Here is a 16,894-nt window from a genome sequence, read left to right on the forward strand (position 1 = left end):
CGCTTTCGACGGGGGTTGCCAGAAGGGCCATCCTTGGCCCTCTGGCAACGCGCTGCATCCATGCAGCGCCCCTGCGGGCTATTCCCGCCGAAAGCTCCGGTGCTCGGCGCGGCATACGGGACAAAAACCATCCGTGCGTAACATCAGTAACTGAATTTAAAGGTAAAGGATTTCCCGTGCTTCGGGGCGCCCCCGCCGAACTAAAAACTCAACAGCCTGAATACGTATTTCACTGTCTTCCGACACATTGCTTGCTATTTTGTTGGCAAACTCGAGCAGCGCATCGTCGTTAAATAAAAACAGTTTATGTATCGCCGCATTGCGCAACGGATCTTTTTTAGCTTGGGCTATCGCATACAGCACGTTAATCGTATCTTGATCAAAATCGACCTCATAACGATTTAAAACAGCTTGCCGTATGGTTATTGAATATGCCGGATCGCGTAATAGCTTTAAGGCTACACTACGATGCTCGGGGGTATTTTTTGAAAACAGTATAAGTGGGCAAAAAGACTGTAACTCTGCATTGCTACTGAAACATATCAGTTCTAATTCGGTTAATTGCAAATTTGAAGACGCTTCGAATATTTTTTTTGCAGTAGAGCCCTGCAATGATTTGCTCTGCATATCATTCCCCGAATGCTTATGTTCGGTTCCGGACAAAAAAACGGCCTGAAGCGCTCTAGCCAGCTTTGGCGGCTCTGCTAAAAAACCTTGTTCAGACCAAATCTGTAGCGCTGTTGACCTAAATTCAGGGTTGGCAATAATTCTTTGGTAGTCTTCGATAGATAGAGCGCTTTTTTCGCGCAACAGTTCTTTGAGCGCCAAGCGGTTGAGCGATAAATCTTTATCCGACCATGCCTGATGCAACCTAGCGACATGCTCAGTCGACCTCTGTGAAAAAATGGCTTGAAATGCCGACGCCCGTATATTTTCCTGCGGACTATGCGTTTGCCGCTCCAACCACTCGGTACTGGCGTGCTCCGGCATATTCCGCCAAATGGCAATCCAACGCTGCGTTGAATCGATGGCTTTAGCCGTTGGCATTGAATTGGGTGAAAATTTGTTAAAAGCGGTATGAGCCAATTGCCTTAGCTGTTCGGAATCAAACACCGCAACTTCATCATCCTGAGCCAATAAATCAGCAAACACATCCAAACGCTTTTCTATAGGCATAGCCTCAAAACCATCTTGCCCCATTACAAAGGAGATTAGTGTTTTTCCAACGTCCTCATCGCCAAGACGTTTTAGTGCGATAAAGCTATTCGCAATCACCTGCGCTGTCTGAGCATCGTCCGAAACTAGGCGCCTTAGTTCGGGTAATGCTATACGTTGCCGAATCAAGCCCAAAGTTTGCACCACCTCTGCCCGCACTGCCGGATCAGGATCGCTCAGATGAGCTAGTAATGAATGCACTCCACGAAAACGCTCTGCATCGCCTAAAGCATGAGCAGCCGCAATACGTACTTTGGGCTCCGGATCGTCGAGCAAACGTATCAGGTACGGAACAGCAAGATATTTGCGATGAACGACGGCTTCTTCTTCCTTAAAAAAATATGCAAAGCAATCGGCAAGGGCGATTTTGACGGCAGGGTCTTTATGAGAGAACATGCGTAGCAACCATCTAATGGACGGTTCATCCTCATAAAGCCGCAGTCCTTCTATTGCAGCAATGACATTGGAAACTTCTATATCTTCCAGACCGTGAATCAACAAACTTAAGCCCTGAGCCGAACTTGGACGAAACGCTGCTTCGATCGCTTCACGGCGAACCTGCCAACTATCATCTTTAGAGGCTATAACCAGCTCGGACCAAATTTGCTCATTACGCTCCGCTTGCCGAAGCATCCTGATATATTGAGCTCGAATTTCGGGCCGATCAACTCCAAGTTTTAAGCGCAAATTCTGACTGGGTGTATTGACCGGTGGAGCAATAGGCAACTCTTGAATATGATCATGATTTTCCTCGAGCAACCAGTAATGATCAGCCTGCACTGATCGAAAAGTCTGTTTATTACCGCTAGGCCAATTTACGATTATTCGATCGATTTTGGCTTCATCTCCCAATCCGAAAATAATTCTTTTATCGCTGTCGGAAAGAAACCCTTCGCCACTCACTATAGAACGAATCTGGCTTCCAGTTGACGTAGTCAGCTGCACTTCTGCCCCCACCCCATCCTTGTTGGACTTTGTACCTATCAGTTTCAGGCCTAGCCAATGATTTTTGGGTGATTCATTAGCCAAGTACTGGCCCAAATCATTATTGTGGCCAATATACAGATCAACATCGCCGTCATTGTCGAAATCGGCATATACAGCTCCTCTGGCCGATTGCGTATCTTGCAGGGCAATACCGGACGAGCCCGTTACATCGGAAAAATATCCATTCCCTTTGTTGAGTAAAAGTTGTTTGGGTTGTCCTTGAGTTACTTTCGCTGTATCCGGGTCCGGCTCCAAATGTCCTGCTGCAATAAAGACATCATTGAAGCCATCATTGTTAAAGTCCTGAACCACCGTCGTCCAAGCGGAAAGGTCCAAAAATTGATTTGCGCCAAGCCCAATTTCACGGGCACGGTCCTTATATTGCAATGAGGAAATATTTTTTCCTTCCTCGAGTTGTTCATTAATTAAGGCAACAGTGCTTTCCCCTGTTGTACTCGCAATAACAAGGTCAATATCGCCATCGTTATCCAGATCGCCTGAAGAGATGCCTCGATTACCTAATGCAGAGCGAAGTCCTAAAGCCTGGCCTCCCGGCTCAAAGCGCTCACCATCCTTATTCAGATAGGATGTATTGGAGCCCGTGCCGCGATCATTGGTGACCAGCAGATCAGGCAGCCCATCACGATTAATATCCTGCCAACTTACGTCCAGCGTCTTGCCCTCGGAATCGATAACACCGGCTTGCGCTGCAATTTCTTTAAATTTTAATCCCCCTAAATTCAGATAAAGCTGATTAGGCTGCGCCTCATAAAGACTGGGATCGAATGTATTCTTTTTTTCACCCGCAAACTGACTATTTGCCTCAAATGTTTTTTTACCTTTTTTAAAATCGATAAAATTGCCTATGTAAATATCCAATAATCCGTCGCCATTAAAGTCGGCGGCTGCGGCAGAAGTTGACCAAAACTCACCGGCGATTCCGCTTTCCTGGCTGACATCGGCAAATGTTCCGTTACCGTTATTTCTGTATAACAATCTGGCATCCTTGCCTGTGACTAATAGGTCGGCATCGCCATCATTGTCAAAATCTCCGGCTAAGCAACCCATACCCCAGATTTTTTTGTCTAAGCCACTTGCGGCTGTCGCGTCTTGGAATCTTTGGCCGCCTTCATTTAAAAACAACATGTTACCTTGAGACGATTGCCACCAATACTGTTTCCCGTAATAGCGGGTATGCCCGGAACCATTGACCAAATAAAGATCAATCCAACCATCGTTATTAAAATCGGCAGCACAAGCGCCGGATCCCAGCGATTCATCAATGCCGGCCAATTGCTCATCCCCTTGTTGATGGATGAAATGCAGGCCTTTTTCTAAAGTTCTATCGACAAAAGTAACGTTTAAAGTATTTCTTTTTTGAACTAATTGATCGGTACTAAAAGTTTTGGCGGCATAAGGAAAACCCTCAGGAATAAGCAACGGGGTTTTATAAATAATCAAACCAATTATTAATATAAAAGTTACACAAAAAAACATCCTAAACTTATTTGTAATAAAATTTAGTAACATAAATTTAAGTTCCTAACAAAAAAATCTATCTGTATTTAGAGCCAAACTTACCTCTATCTAACTATTGTTTACTTGAAGCCGCCGGAAAAGACTCTTAATTATAAAATTCTCGAGTAAGTGCTTAGGAGAATAAAAGAGCGGTAGATTGTTGAAAATGCTATTTTCGGTAGAATCGCACGCATGTGATCCTTGCCGAATATCTGGACATTAAAGTCAGTTAAACCAAGCAGCAACGCTTTATTACCTTAGATTTTCCATTGCTTCGCCCAGCGGTAGATTGCGGTATCAGTGATTTTCTGATGCGCCCATTGCAGCCAATAAGTGATCGTCGTGTAAGTGACCCTCAAGAAAGCAAAAGTTAATAGCTGCGGTTTGGTCAGTGCAAACACTCTGGCAACCAACAAAGTGCCGACTAGTTTGGCTAATATTTCCGTCAGGATGCCTTGCAGAATCAATCCTTTTGCTATCAATCCGAATGCCGCGAGATTGATCAGTGTAACAATCAGTATCGGAATACCAAGCGCCACCAGTGCCATGTTCGCAGTTGTCTGACTAAGCCATTGCTCAAATTGCTCCAGATTCAACCATTGGAATAATAAGCGCCCAAATGCCGTCAGTAAATCCCAAAGCCATTCTTCAATGATCAGGACGATAGCCAAAAACGAAAGCAGGAATTTTTTCATGATTTTGACCGAAAGGAAGAATTCAACAGTTTCATTATACTCATAATCCACCCTTTTTAAGTAGTCCGGCAGAATCGCTACCTAAGCTACATTAGACATCTTCATTAAAAACTGATGGGGTAAGGCTATTTTATATGGGTGCTTGTTTTAATTTCAGCATGCCTGTAGCACTCGACAGTGTGATCGTTGACCATTCCAACCGCCTGCATATAGGCGTAACAAATGGTACTGCCGACAAACTTAAAGCCTCGTTTTTTAAGATCCTTGCTCATTAGCTCGGATATTGGCGTAAACGCAGGAACCTCGGCGGCATTTTTCCAGGCATTGTGTAGCGGTTTACCGTCAACGAATTGCCAAATATAGGCATCGAAACTGCCGAAATCTTGCTGAACATTCAAAAAAGCTTGTGCGTTGGCGACGGCTGCATTTATCTTCAGTTTATTTCTTATGATGTTCGGGTTAGCCAACAGTTCGATGATTTTTTTGTCATCGTAGTTTGCAATCTTTTCAGCATCAAAGTTATCGAAGGCTTGTCTGTAGCCATTGCGTTTGTTCAGAATGGTTGACCAGCTTAAGCCCGCCTGAGCGCCTTCAAGAATCAAAAACTCAAACAGCAGCCGGTCGTCATGCACGGGCATGCCCCATTCGAGGTCGTGATACAGCTCTTCAGACGGGCTGGACAGCGCCCATGTGCATTTGTTCATTGGTGTTCCTGGGGTTAAAGTTTATGCGCTGATAGTGAAGATTTCCTCGGTTCGAAACGTCCGGTCTGATCAGAACGCTGCGAGTTAGACCTTCCAGGTTTTAAAAACCTGGAAGGTCTGCATATCGCCTGACGCTAGGTAAATGACTGCCTTAATAACGGCGTTCCGCAGATACTTGTGTATAACGATGAGCATACTGCGTGGGAACGAGAGTAATTATAGTAGATCATGAGCGGAAGCTTCGCCGAAAGCGCCTACTTTTGGTGCTTGCCCGCCAACAATCTTGCAGGCGAAGCCTGCACCCCATTCTTAAGCTGATGCTTGGCGGGTTGACAATCCCCGCCTCAAACCGCATTATCAATACGTTTATTTACAAGCTATTTTATCCGATGAGTAATGACAACCTCCAGATCCGCCGTATCGCTATCGATACGTATCATGAAAACGTCGCTTATATGCACCGCGAGTGCGGCATTTACCGGGCAGAGGGTTTTCAGGCACTGTCTAAAATCCTGGTTAGCACCAACGGTTCCAAAGTCCTAGCGGTTCTTAACGTAGTCGATGATAGTTCCATTGTTCTGCCGGGAGAACTGGGACTGTCAGAGCAGGCATTCCAGCAGTTTAATGTCGCCGAAGGCAGTCTGGTTACGGTCAATCATGCTGAAAATCCAAAGTCGATGGATGCGGTGCGCCGCAAAATCAACGGCGAACGTCTCAGCCAGGATGACTTTAACAGTATAACCAACGATATTGTCGAAACCCGCTATTCGAAGATGGAAATGGCGGCGTTCCTGGTTGCGACCGGGCAAAACAATCTTGACCGCGACGAGCTGTTTTTTCTTACCCGCGCGATGCTGCAATCCGGCGACAGGATGAACTGGCATGAATCGCTGGTCGCCGATAAGCATTGCATCGGCGGCATTCCCGGCAATCGCACTTCGATGCTGGTCGTGCCTATCGTTGCCGCGCACGGCATGTTGATACCGAAAACCTCCAGCCGCGCAATTACTTCCCCGGCAGGCACGGCCGACACGATGGAAGTGCTGGCCGAGGTTAATCTGAGCCCGGATCAGCTTCATAACATCGTACGCCAGGAACGCGGCTGTTTGGCTTGGGGCGGCACGGCAAAACTCGCGCCGGTCGATGATATGCTGATTTCCGTTGAACGCCCGTTGGGCATCGATTCTCAGGGACAAATGGTAGCATCGATTCTGTCCAAAAAACTGGCCGCCGGTTCCACGCATTTGATTATCGACATTCCGGTCGGCCCCACCGCTAAAGTGCGGCAGATGAATCAGGCATTGGCCTTGCGAAAACTGTTCGAATTTGTCGGCGACCGGCTCAACATCCATCTGGAAGTGATGATTACCGACGGCCGTCAACCGGTAGGACGAGGCATAGGCCCGACGCTGGAAGCTCGGGATATTATGCAAGTGCTGCAAAACGATCCCGATGCGCCGTTCGATTTGCGCCAGAAATCTTTGCAACTGGCCGGCAGGATCATTGAATTCGACCCCGATGTCCGCGGCGGACAAGGCTATGCGATTGCCCGTGACATACTCGAATCGGGCCGGGCCGGAGCCAAAATGAATGCATTGATTCGGGCACAAGGCTCAAAACCTATCGACCTGCATCCCGGCAGCCTGTGTCATGAGGTTGTTGCCGAACGCGACGGCGTAGTAACGTGTATCGATAACTTTCAAATGGCAAAAATTGCCCGGCTCGCCGGTGCTCCTAAGATAAAAAAAGCAGGCGTCGATTTGTTAACGAAACTGGGCAGTGAAGTAAAATCGGGCGATACGCTATATCGCATCTATGGCGAATTTCCGACCGATTTTAGATTTGCCAAGGAGTTAGCCGCACAAGACAGCGGTTACACCATAGGCAATAATGAGCAAATCATCAAGTCTTTGATTGCCTTTTAACCCGCCATGCTGATACTCGCCTTCCCCGACTATTTAGGCCAAGCACAGCGTTTGGCTACCCGGCTTGATGTACCTCTGGCCGAAGCCGTTCTGCACCATTTTCCCGACGGCGAAAGCTTGATCCGCCTGCCTCCGTCATTGCCGGAACATGTTATTGTTTGCCGCAGCCTTAATCAGCCCAACGACAAGCTGATCGAATTGTTACTGTGCGCCACCACCGCACGGGAATTAGGCGCTAAACGCCTGACCCTGGTCGCGCCCTATTTAAGCTATATGCGCCAGGATATCGCCAACCAGCCCGGCGAGGCGGTTAGCCAGCGCATCATCGGCAAATTGCTTGCAAACTTGTTTGACGATGTGCTGACCGTAGATCCGCATTTGCATCGCATCTCGTCATTAACCCAGGCGATTCCGATCAAAAACGCAATTAGTCTTACCGCTGCGAATGAAATCGGAACTTTTTTACAACAGCAGTTCAAACATGCGGTACTGTTAGGGCCGGACAGCGAATCGGAACAATGGGTCGCTGCTATTGCAAGCAACATCGGTTTCGATTATGCGATTGCCGATAAAAACCGGCTCGGCGACAAACAGGTCGAAATGACCTTGCCGGATAGCGATTTTTGCAACCGCCCCGTTATCATCATCGACGACATGGCCAGTACCGGCAGGACGCTTGCTAAAGCAGCCGGGCTTCTGCAAACCAAGGGCTGCAAAGACATTTATACGGTTGTCACCCATGCCCTGTTTTGCGACGATGCTTACGGGCATATCCTTAAAGCCGGTATCAAAACCATCTGGAGCACCGACAGCATCGATCATCCGAGCTCCTGCATCAAGCTCGATGCTTTACTGGCGGACGCGATTAAGGAAATTGCTTGAGGGCGTTCTTCGTTTAAATTTAACACTCTTCGGCGCGCACGGCACGCCCTACATTAAGCCATATGCACTATACTTTTAATCATGCATATTAGTTGATAAAGCGTTGACAGACCCCAAGCCAGTTAATAGACTGAGGCCCTTTTTACAACAACTCCAGACAACAGTTTGTCGAACATTGTTCACCCCGATTTAACAATTTTAAGAGGACTTCTTTATGCGTATTAAAAACTGGCTGATTGCCGCATTGTTTCTCGTATCACCCTCACTTTATGCACATACCGGTGGACATATCGATCACAGCTTGATGAGCGGTTTACTGCATCCATTAACCGGTATCGATCATTTACTGGTATTAATAGCGGTTGGCTTGATTGCGGCTAAACAGGGAGGCAAAGCTTTGTTTGCATTTCCGGCTGTTTTTTTCGGATTAATGGCTGCCGGAGCCTTGTTTAATGCTTATGGGGTTCAAATACCGTTTGTTGAATCATTACTCGCGTTATCGGTGGCGGCATTTGGTTTATTGGTTAGTATCGGCCAAAGACAGCGTTCTAAAATACTCTTTCTGGGCGTATCGTTTTTTGCTGTTTTCCACGGCTATGCCCATGCCGCAGAAATTCCAACCGACTCCAGCGCCGTGCAGTATTTCTCAGCGTTAATGCTGATGAGTCTGGTTATTTGCGCTAGCGGCTGCGTAGTTGGCCTGACTACAGGCAAGCGCATTAATTACCTGTTTTCATTAATATGCTTAAGCAGTGGTTTGTATTATTTAGCTGCAGGTTAACAAGTAAATAGCACTCCGCTAAACAAAACAGCCAATCCAGCACAAGCTATTTTTTAAATTACGATCGAAAAATAACCCCGCATATTGGCTGTACCTGTCTGGTCTTTCACCGAAGTATAAAAAAAATTAAACCTTTGTCCCGAAAAGCTGAGGATTTTAGGCAGCGAACTAATCCGTCTTAGCTGCAAAAGTATGCACCCAAACCAGAGCGTCAGCGTTCCAAGTCATTCCTGCATGCATTTTCAAGATGATGTCCCGGTACATATCAAGACTTGGATAGCCTTCTGCTTTTGCATCGGCATCGGTCATCTCGCCTAAACGCTGACGTTTTAAATCGGTAACAACAAAAGTCATCCCGTCCAAGTCGAAAGTTTCGCCGGGCCAGCCGTATACGCCATCGCGACGCTGCTGTGTTTTCATTCCGGCTTTTGTCGCTTCTACCAGTTTCGCATGAGTGACCAGACGGTCTATCGAACAGGTTTTCTCAGGGTACGCTTCCATTGTTGATCCTATCTATCTAAACAATTTAAAAATTCTATTGTACACCAAGCAATCCAGTCCTGTTGCCGCTGTCGCCAGCCATTTTGCATACCGCTTAAACTAATTTCGATATCGGCCGATAAACTTCTGGTGAATCAAACTTTTCTCAGGGGTCAACGCTAATGATCATAAAAAGTTCCGCCATCCAATTAAACAGTCAGCATCAATTTTTAAAAAAATCTCAAGAATCCGAGTCGCTCCGGTTCTGGAAAACCCCAAAGCAACCCGTAGAAGACGGAAATAGGGGGAATCATCACCTGACAGACACAGTCAGTCTAAGTAAAGCATCCCAAACGCTTAAACCCGAAAAACAATCGCTCGATCTCAGTGAAGCACCTGATGCCAAGCACGGGGTAATGATGCTGCTTATAAAACAGATGATTAGAGAGTTAACCGGCAAGGAGTTCAAACTTTTTTCACCAGATGAACTGGCAGCCGATGTTGATAATACAACAGCAACCGATATTAAAAACGTGGAAATAGCAACAACGCCCCCGCCTGCAAGCTCCCCTTCCTCTGCTGGCTTCGGTCTCGTTTACGAACATCATACCTCTTACCAAGAATCTGAAAGCTCAAGTTTTTCTGCGACCGGTTCAATCAAAACACAGGACGGCCAAAGTATCGAATTTTCCATTCAACTGAATATGAGCCGCGAATTTCGTATGGAAACAAACCTTTCCATCACAGCCGGCGACCCCGAAAAGAAAGTTGATCCTCTTGTTATCAATTTTGACGGCAATGCAGCGGAGTTATCGGAAACACGCTTTGAATTCGATATCGATGCCAACGGCACACCCGAACAGATCGCCATGCTAAAGCCGGGCAGTGGTTTTCTAGCGCTTGATAAAAATAAAGATGGCACTATTAACGATGGTTCCGAACTGTTCGGGCCAAATTCCGGTAACGGATTTTTAGAATTGGCGAAGTATGACGCCGATAACAATAGTTTTATTGACGAAGCCGATCCTATCTATAACAGCTTAAGAATATGGCAACGACACGAGGACGGCAGTCACCAGCTTATTGCATTGGGTGATAAAAATATTGGCGCTATCTATCTTGGACATGCCACCACACCCTTTCAATTACGCACTGCCGATAACGAATCGCTCGGGGAAGTTACCGATACCGGCATTTATTTAACTGAAGACGGCAAAACCGGAACCATTCAGCAAATTAACTTAAGTGCATAAAAACATCTGAGAGATAAAATATTGTCAATATAGGTATTCGTACTAATAAACTTAGTTGATTTATCTTGTTAATCTATACCCCGACAAGAAAGGCAGGAGGCTATGATTTGTCGCATTATCTCTCTTACAAAGACCACCTGGGCTCATCCCCCCTTTCTCTCTGAGGTGGTCTTTTTTTTGCCCTTCATTTTGTTTCATTCCATCATTCCCGAAAAATCTTTAACGACCGGATTCTATTAATCGCTGCTGCCAGTTCGTATCTACGCGGCATCGAAAGAGTTCCCGGGTAATCAGGTTCCAACACGGCTAATCCGTGTTTGCTTATTTCTTCCTCCAGCCAGTCTATCCAGAAACGGATCGTTTCAAATTTATTGCCAGGCTGATTTAATTTAATCCGCAACGCCAGCAGACAATAGCCGATAGTTAGAATCTGCGGCGCTTCTGCAATTTGCTCTACCGCATCCAGATTGATCAAATCCATGCCGTATTCAAGCTGCCTCGGCGCATTGCGTAAATCTTTTATGCGTTTGGGTATCCTCTTGTTCAGGCGCCGATTGATATAAGCAGGATCGAAATTATCGACCGCCAAACGGCGCGATACCGCAAGACCTGGAATTGATACATCTTCTTCCACTATCGCCCCAAGCCGGTCACGCACCTTAGAAGTAATATCATCACAGCGGTAATTATCCATCAGCAGACAGGTGTCGGCTTTTTGCAAAAAATAACCCAGACCGCCGACTACGAAAATCATCGAGATATGATGCTTTCTCCATAGCAACCGCACCGTCGAATAAAGCGGCTTGATCGGCTCTTGCGCTACATCCAGGATTTTTTTAATCAGCTCATCGCGTACCAGGAAATTAGTTGCGCAGGTGTCTTCATCAAACAGCAATAAGCGGCTACCGCTTTCAATCGCTTCGACAATATTGGCCGCTTGCGAGGTGCTGCCACTGGCGTTATCGGATGAAAACCGGTCTGTTTTAAGGCCGTTCGGCAAATCGCCGATAAAAGGACTAATGTCGACATCCCGAATACTACGGCCTTCTTCCGCCCTGATAAAAAACGCATCCTCCCGAGTCACCACATATTCCCGCCCGTCGCCGGGAATATGCGCATAAACCCCGGCTAAAATCGCCTGCATCAAGGTCGATTTGCCATGATAACCGCCGCCGGTAATGCAGGTGATGCCTTCTTTGATGCCCATTCCGGTTATGCTGCGGCCATTCGCTAGGGGAATTGTTATTTGTAATAATTTAGGAGATTGAAATGTTTTAACAGACTCGTCCATAGCAGGCCGGTCATCAACGCCGCTATGCCGAGGCAGCTTTGAGTCATTAGCGATGAAAGCGACCAGATCATGTTGCTGCATAAATTGAATGATCTCGGTGCGCGTTTTTTGCACATCGACAAACCGCTCAAGTAGCGTTCGGGTTTGCTCATCGTAATGTTGATAGAAAAAGCAGGCATCGACAATTGCAGTCAGCTCCTGATTCAGCATAACCCACGCCTGCTCGGCATCAAAAATGCCTCCGCCTTGCCCTTTAGCAGGCAAGCTGATAATAAAGCGCAAATAAACAGCATCGTCATCAAACAAAACACTGTCCCTGATCAGCATTTTTTGGCTTAGGGCGATAGTGTTAAACGAACCGCTGCCGTCTTTGCCGCGATTTTGCTGGGCAAACCGGTCAATCCCGTCGCGAAAGCGCCGAATCAAAAAATCGGCTACCGCCAGTTTGCATTCGGCGGTCTGTAAAAATTGCTCGGGGATTTTACTGTCCTGCAACGCTATTTTTACCGATGCTATGGAAGCAGGGTTAGCTCCGGGGCTACCCTGCATTTTGATAAAGCTGAGTTCGAATCGGGGGAAACGATATGAACCGCGCAGCTTTTGTATGTTCTGGAAAGATTGGTCGGCGATAGAAGCTAGCAATGATTGTAATGTGTTCACATTCCCTCCTACCGTGCAGTTTTAAAAACTGGAGAATCTAACTCCCTTTAACCTCATCGCCGTGACAGTTCAGTTCAGCAATCAACTTCATTTTGACCGAATTATCATCGATACCTAATGTCTTAAAAGCGGCCTTGATACTCATATTTTTTATAGCATTAACCGAGCCGAACCTAAAACCGAACAGCCTGTTTTTCTTACCCTCGGGAAAGCTACTCATTATTCGATTAATACCGTCATCGATAAGCGATATTGCTTTGTTCAGCTCCTCGGCGACTTCCGGCTTCAAGCCGATAAACAGCTGTTTTTTCGGCACGCTACTACGCTGCATCGCTTCAACCGGCAAATCCGGTTGAAGTCTTTTGCGGATGTCCGCCAATTTCTTACTTTGCCCATGAGCGATCAGCAGACTACGCTCAGTAACACTTACCCTTTGCCGCTCTGCTTCAGGGCTATCCGATATTTTTTTCATCAATTAGAACGGGATATCGTCGTCATACGGCGCATCGAAATTATCATGGCTCGGAGCTTGTTGAGCCGATGGCTGTGAAGATTGATAGTTTTGTTGCGGCGCTTGATTGGGCTCGTTTCTTTTGCCGACCAAATCGATAATATTGGCATTCAATTCAAGGCTGGTTTTAGTCGAGCCGTCTTGCGCCCGATATTCGCTTTGACTCAGTTCGCCCGAAACAAACACCTGTTGGCCTTTTTTCAGATAATTCTGCAACTGCCCCTCAGCCCGTTTACCCCATATCGCACACCTGATCCATAGAGTCTGCTGCTTGTCGCCAAAACCGATATTGTTGGCTACGGTAACGTTCAACACCGCTTGGCCTGACGGCAAATACCTGACTTCTGCATCACGACCCACTGTACCGGTAAAACTAAACACGTTGCTCATTTTTTTCCCATTTATGGTTAATTAATAATATAGATATTATCAACCGGTTCCATATAAAAAGAAAATGCAAAACCTTGGATTGGTTTTGATTATCGTAGGGCAAGTCCGGTTGTTTAACCAAACAGCTTACACGATGCGCTTTTTATGATGGATGTTTATTTTGAACAAATTAAGAAAAGCGCAAATACGAAAGAAATGGCGTTTTTGGCTAGCGAAGATAAGAAAATACTGCGGGATGGAAAAGATGAATAGCTTAAAAGTAAAAAACTTCCAAGGCCGTTAAGCCTTGGAAGTTTTTAAGTCGCGTAATTAAATCGTTCAGGTACTAGCGTCAATCGCATGACAATTGCCCGGCTTTGACTCTTTTACTGTTCAGGTTAACGTTGCTGGCAATAGCCGCAGACGCAAATAGTGTGGATGAAATAATGAATTCACCGGAAATAAAGCCCAACAAACCTATTAAAAATATCGTCCCCGTTAAAATATCTTTGTAAAAGTCGCTCATGATTAAGTCCTCAAATTAAAGTTGAAAATTTTTCTAAACTACGGCTCAACTATACTCAAGATATATATTGTTGACAATAATCGTATGGATATATAGATTGTTTCCTTAATGTAGACATTAAATTCATAATCCATTCATATAAGATGTGTAAAAAGTTAAAATTTAACGCGATTTTTTGGAAATCAACTCGTGCACCGTAGAAGTTTGTTGGGAGTTGTTTAATCTGAAGTTAAATCAATTACACAATAAATTACATTGTCGTCATTTCGACATGAATTTATGTCAAGCCTCCTATCTGACACGAGTTCATATCGAATGATGTGTTATGAAAACACCAATAATAGTCACAAAATAACCAAGTAGGACGCGCACGGCACGCCCTACCGGCTATCCAATAATTTCCAATCCGCCCATATAAGGCCGCAATGCTTCAGGGATATGAATTCGCCCTTCGGCATCCTGATAATTTTCCATGACCGCAATCAAGGTTCTGCCTGCCGCTAGGCCGGAGCCGTTTAAAGTATGCGCCAACTCCGGTTTGCCGGTTTCCGGATTGCGCCAACGGGCTTGCAGGCGGCGTGCCTGAAAGTCTTTGAAGTTGCTGCATGATGAGATTTCCCGATAAGCGCCCTGCCCCGGCAACCAGACTTCCAGATCGTAGGTTTTGCTTGATGAAAAGCCGGTATCGCCTGCACACAACAACATCCTGCGGTAAGACAGGTTTAGTTTTTTCAACACAGCTTCGGCGTGATTGGTTAACTCTTCATGCGCTCTGGGAGAATCTTCCGGTTTTACGATTTGTACGATCTCGACTTTTTCGAATTGATGCTGGCGGATCATGCCTCTTACATCTCGTCCGTAGGCACCGGCTTCGCTACGGAAACACGGGCTGTGGCAAACGAATTTAAGCGGCAGGTCTTTGGCTTCGATAATCACATCCCTGACGATGTTGGTGACCGGCACCTCGGCGGTCGGAATCAGGTATAAGGCAGGATCATCGCTGGCCTTGAACAGATCGGCTTCGAACTTGGGCAACTGCCCTGTTCCGCGCAAGCTGTCGGCGTTGACCAGGAAAGGCACGTAGGTTTCGCTGTAGCCGTGTTCGGTAATATGCGTGTCGAGCATCAGTTGGATGATGGCCCGTTGCAAGCGAGCCAGCGGACCGTTTAATACCACAAATCTTGCGCTGGCGATTTTCGCGCCCAGCTCAAAATCCATACCTATCTTTGCGCCTAAATCGACATGGTCTTTGGGCTCGAAATCGAAGCTCGGGATTTCGCCCCAGCGGCTAATTTCGAGATTGTCGTCTTCACTCTTGCCATTCGGCACGGACTCATCAAGAATGTTGGGGATGCCTTCCATCAAGGCGGTCATTTTGGCCTGAATATCGGCCAATTCGGTTTCCGCGGCTTTTAGCTCATCGCCTAAATGCTGAACTTGATCCAACAACGGCTGCACGTCTTCGCCTTTGGATTTAGCGATACCGATGGCTTTTGAGCTGCTGTTGCGTTCGTTTTGTAATTCCTGGGTTTTAACCTGGATGTCTTTGCGCCGAGCTTCCAGCTCGGAATAATACTCGGGGTTAAAATCGAATGAACGCCTGTTTAGTTGTTCCTTAACAAAATCAAGTTCGGTTCTGAATAAGCGGGGATCTAACATGATTGAATTATTACCTTAAAATTAAAATATATATGAGGCGAAAGGCAAAGGGCTAAAGGCGAAGCTCCAATGCTGCCCCATGCTTTTTTTGCCTTTAGCCTTTTGTCTTTCGTCTATTAAATCTGCCTGCCGACCAGCAAGCCCATCCAGATCACAAAAATACAAATCAGACTATTAGCGACGAATGTGCCCAGCATTAAATTCAAGTTGGCTTCGAATGAGTGTCCGTGTTCCACCAAATACAGCATTAAATATAAACCGGACAAGGTTAAAAAAACGCCTATCGTAATCACTGTCAGTACGACACGGTATTCCACGGATATCGCCACTTTCTGCAATAGGATAGTCGCTAACATGCTGATAAAAAAAGCCAGTATCGCGTTAATTATCATCAACGCATAAGGAACGATACCGCCCGATAACTGAATAACGCCGTCCGAGTAATAAAATAAGCCTCTGCCGCACAGCAGCCCGAGCCAAATCGCAAATATACAGGCCGTAACGCTGGTAAAAATATTCAGCAGCGCTTTGGTTAAATTGCCCTGCTCTAGCAGATAAAACGTTTCCAGTGAAAACGTGGAGAACGTAGTAAACGCGCCGATAAAGCCGATCAAAATGGCCGCCCTGTATTCGAATGTGACGGTGATGCGTTGCTGGATCAGCGATTCGGTCAGCAAGCCAAGCATAAATGAGCCGATAACGTTGACGACTAACGTTCCATACGGAAATCCGCGCCCCAGCCACTGAGAAATACCCGATGACACCAGGAACCTTACTACCGCTCCGAACGATCCGCCTAACGCAACTGCAAATATCTGGTTCATACGCTAAAACTTGATGAAGTGCTCGCGGTAATAGCGCAGCTCTTCAATGGATTCGATAATATCGTCCAAAGCTTGGTGCGTGGACTGTTTTTTAAAACCGTCCTTTATATGCGGAGCCCATCTGGCGGCAAGCTCTTTCAGCGTTGAAACATCGATATTGCGATAATGAAAATACGCTTCCAAGTTGGGCATATAGCGGTACAAAAAGCGCCTGTCCTGGCCGATGCTGTTTCCGCAAATCGGCGAGGCTCTTTCCGGCACCCATTGTTTTATAAATTCAAGCGTTTGCCGTTCGGCTTCGACATCATCAATAGTAGATGCTTTGACGCGCTTGATTAAGCCTGTTTGCCCGTGATGCTGCTGGTTCCAGTCATCCATTGCCGCTAATGCCGGATCGGACTGGTGCACGGCCAATACTGGCCCTTGGGCCAGAATATTCAAATCTTTGTCGGTAACCATCGTAGCAATCTCGATGATCAAATCGTTATCCGGATCGAGTCCGGTCATTTCAAGGTCTACCCAGATAAGATGCGATGGATCCTGCGCCATTTATTGATTCCATTGTATTGAAGGTGGCGGTTAGTGTAGCATTGGCAAATCTGTACGTCTAACTC

15 protein-coding genes are annotated in these 16,894 nt (G+C 46.3%); 4 read left to right on the plus strand and 11 right to left on the minus strand.

Translation table 11 applies throughout. The features are described 5' to 3' along the window. Window positions 1-156: 156 nt before the first annotated feature. The 3 genes from EPO18_RS03085 to EPO18_RS03095 form a co-directional block, all read right to left on the minus strand. Complete coding sequence (locus EPO18_RS03085; protein WP_292430370.1) at window positions 157-3,663, minus strand: FG-GAP-like repeat-containing protein; 3,507 nt, start codon at window positions 3,661-3,663, stop codon at window positions 157-159. 314 nt (window positions 3,664-3,977) lie between these two features. Next, entirely contained in the window at window positions 3,978-4,415 is a 438-nt protein-coding gene (locus tag EPO18_RS03090; protein WP_292430373.1) for a hypothetical protein, read from the minus strand. 125 nt (window positions 4,416-4,540) lie between these two features. After that, window positions 4,541-5,119: a DNA-3-methyladenine glycosylase I gene (locus EPO18_RS03095; RefSeq protein ID WP_292430376.1), complete on the minus strand. Its 579-nt coding sequence runs from the start codon at window positions 5,117-5,119 to the stop codon at window positions 4,541-4,543. A 389-nt stretch (window positions 5,120-5,508) separates the two neighbouring features. On the opposite strand from EPO18_RS03095, the gene EPO18_RS03100 reads away from it, so the two are divergent. The 3 genes from EPO18_RS03100 to EPO18_RS03110 all read left to right on the plus strand — a co-directional run bounded on the left by EPO18_RS03100 (window position 5,509) and on the right by EPO18_RS03110 (window position 8,707). Continuing rightward, on the plus strand, window positions 5,509-7,044 hold the full coding sequence (locus EPO18_RS03100; protein ID WP_292430380.1) for a thymidine phosphorylase family protein: 1,536 nt from the start codon (window positions 5,509-5,511) through the stop codon (window positions 7,042-7,044). A 6-nt stretch (window positions 7,045-7,050) separates the two neighbouring features. Next, complete coding sequence (locus EPO18_RS03105; RefSeq protein WP_292430383.1) at window positions 7,051-7,926, plus strand: ribose-phosphate diphosphokinase; 876 nt, start codon at window positions 7,051-7,053, stop codon at window positions 7,924-7,926. A 214-nt stretch (window positions 7,927-8,140) separates the two neighbouring features. Beyond that, the gene (locus EPO18_RS03110) at window positions 8,141-8,707 is read left to right on the plus strand and encodes a HupE/UreJ family protein (protein ID WP_292430387.1); all 567 of its coding nucleotides are present in this window, start codon (window positions 8,141-8,143) and stop codon (window positions 8,705-8,707) included. A gap of 168 nt (window positions 8,708-8,875) precedes the next feature. Here EPO18_RS03110 and EPO18_RS03115 read toward each other — a convergent pair whose 3' ends face one another. Next, window positions 8,876-9,208, minus strand: a complete 333-nt coding sequence (locus tag EPO18_RS03115; RefSeq protein WP_292430388.1) for an ASCH domain-containing protein — start codon at window positions 9,206-9,208, stop codon at window positions 8,876-8,878. Window positions 9,209-9,369: 161 nt separating this feature from the next. Here EPO18_RS03115 and EPO18_RS03120 point away from each other — a divergent pair, with 161 nt between their 5' ends. Beyond that, entirely contained in the window at window positions 9,370-10,440 is a 1,071-nt protein-coding gene (locus EPO18_RS03120) for a hypothetical protein (RefSeq protein WP_292430390.1), read from the plus strand. A gap of 202 nt (window positions 10,441-10,642) precedes the next feature. On the opposite strand, the gene EPO18_RS03125 is transcribed toward EPO18_RS03120, so the two are convergent. The 7 genes from EPO18_RS03125 to orn form a co-directional block, all read right to left on the minus strand. Further along, window positions 10,643-12,391, minus strand: coding sequence for an ABC-ATPase domain-containing protein (locus tag EPO18_RS03125; RefSeq protein WP_292430393.1), 1,749 nt, complete (start codon window positions 12,389-12,391; stop codon window positions 10,643-10,645). A gap of 37 nt (window positions 12,392-12,428) precedes the next feature. Next, entirely contained in the window at window positions 12,429-12,863 is a 435-nt protein-coding gene (locus EPO18_RS03130) for a hypothetical protein (RefSeq protein ID WP_292430395.1), read from the minus strand. Between the two features lie 3 nt (window positions 12,864-12,866). Beyond that, complete coding sequence (locus EPO18_RS03135) at window positions 12,867-13,292, minus strand: single-stranded DNA-binding protein (RefSeq protein ID WP_292430398.1); 426 nt, start codon at window positions 13,290-13,292, stop codon at window positions 12,867-12,869. Window positions 13,293-13,623: 331 nt separating this feature from the next. After that, window positions 13,624-13,797, minus strand: a complete 174-nt coding sequence (locus EPO18_RS03140; RefSeq protein ID WP_292430400.1) for a hypothetical protein — start codon at window positions 13,795-13,797, stop codon at window positions 13,624-13,626. A gap of 387 nt (window positions 13,798-14,184) precedes the next feature. Beyond that, window positions 14,185-15,456: a serine--tRNA ligase gene (serS, locus tag EPO18_RS03145; RefSeq protein ID WP_292430402.1), complete on the minus strand. Its 1,272-nt coding sequence runs from the start codon at window positions 15,454-15,456 to the stop codon at window positions 14,185-14,187. A gap of 116 nt (window positions 15,457-15,572) precedes the next feature. Continuing rightward, window positions 15,573-16,280 carry a fluoride efflux transporter CrcB gene (gene crcB / locus EPO18_RS03150; protein ID WP_292430404.1) on the minus strand — a complete coding sequence of 236 codons (708 nt, stop codon included), beginning with the start codon at window positions 16,278-16,280 and terminating at the stop codon, window positions 15,573-15,575. 3 nt (window positions 16,281-16,283) lie between these two features. Further along, complete coding sequence (orn, locus tag EPO18_RS03155; RefSeq protein ID WP_292430407.1) at window positions 16,284-16,829, minus strand: oligoribonuclease; 546 nt, start codon at window positions 16,827-16,829, stop codon at window positions 16,284-16,286. Window positions 16,830-16,894: the final 65 nt, after the last annotated feature.

The organism is Methylobacter sp., from assembly GCF_004322395.1.
Taxonomy (GTDB): Bacteria; Pseudomonadota; Gammaproteobacteria; order Methylococcales; family Methylomonadaceae; genus Methylobacter_A.

Coding starts and splice junctions, on each gene's coding strand:
- EPO18_RS03140 (WP_292430400.1), bottom strand. CDS start 13,797: ATGAGCGACTTTTACAAAGATATTTTAACGGGGACGATATTTTTAATA.
- EPO18_RS03115 (WP_292430388.1), bottom strand. CDS start 9,208: ATGGAAGCGTACCCTGAGAAAACCTGTTCGATAGACCGTCTGGTCACT.
- EPO18_RS03100 (WP_292430380.1), top strand. CDS start 5,509: ATGAGTAATGACAACCTCCAGATCCGCCGTATCGCTATCGATACGTAT.
- serS (WP_292430402.1), bottom strand. CDS start 15,456: ATGTTAGATCCCCGCTTATTCAGAACCGAACTTGATTTTGTTAAGGAA.
- crcB (WP_292430404.1), bottom strand. CDS start 16,280: ATGAACCAGATATTTGCAGTTGCGTTAGGCGGATCGTTCGGAGCGGTA.
- EPO18_RS03090 (WP_292430373.1), bottom strand. CDS start 4,415: ATGAAAAAATTCCTGCTTTCGTTTTTGGCTATCGTCCTGATCATTGAA.
- EPO18_RS03120 (WP_292430390.1), top strand. CDS start 9,370: ATGATCATAAAAAGTTCCGCCATCCAATTAAACAGTCAGCATCAATTT.
- EPO18_RS03135 (WP_292430398.1), bottom strand. CDS start 13,292: ATGAGCAACGTGTTTAGTTTTACCGGTACAGTGGGTCGTGATGCAGAA.
- EPO18_RS03095 (WP_292430376.1), bottom strand. CDS start 5,119: ATGAACAAATGCACATGGGCGCTGTCCAGCCCGTCTGAAGAGCTGTAT.
- EPO18_RS03110 (WP_292430387.1), top strand. CDS start 8,141: ATGCGTATTAAAAACTGGCTGATTGCCGCATTGTTTCTCGTATCACCC.
- EPO18_RS03130 (WP_292430395.1), bottom strand. CDS start 12,863: ATGAAAAAAATATCGGATAGCCCTGAAGCAGAGCGGCAAAGGGTAAGT.
- EPO18_RS03105 (WP_292430383.1), top strand. CDS start 7,051: ATGCTGATACTCGCCTTCCCCGACTATTTAGGCCAAGCACAGCGTTTG.
- orn (WP_292430407.1), bottom strand. CDS start 16,829: ATGGCGCAGGATCCATCGCATCTTATCTGGGTAGACCTTGAAATGACC.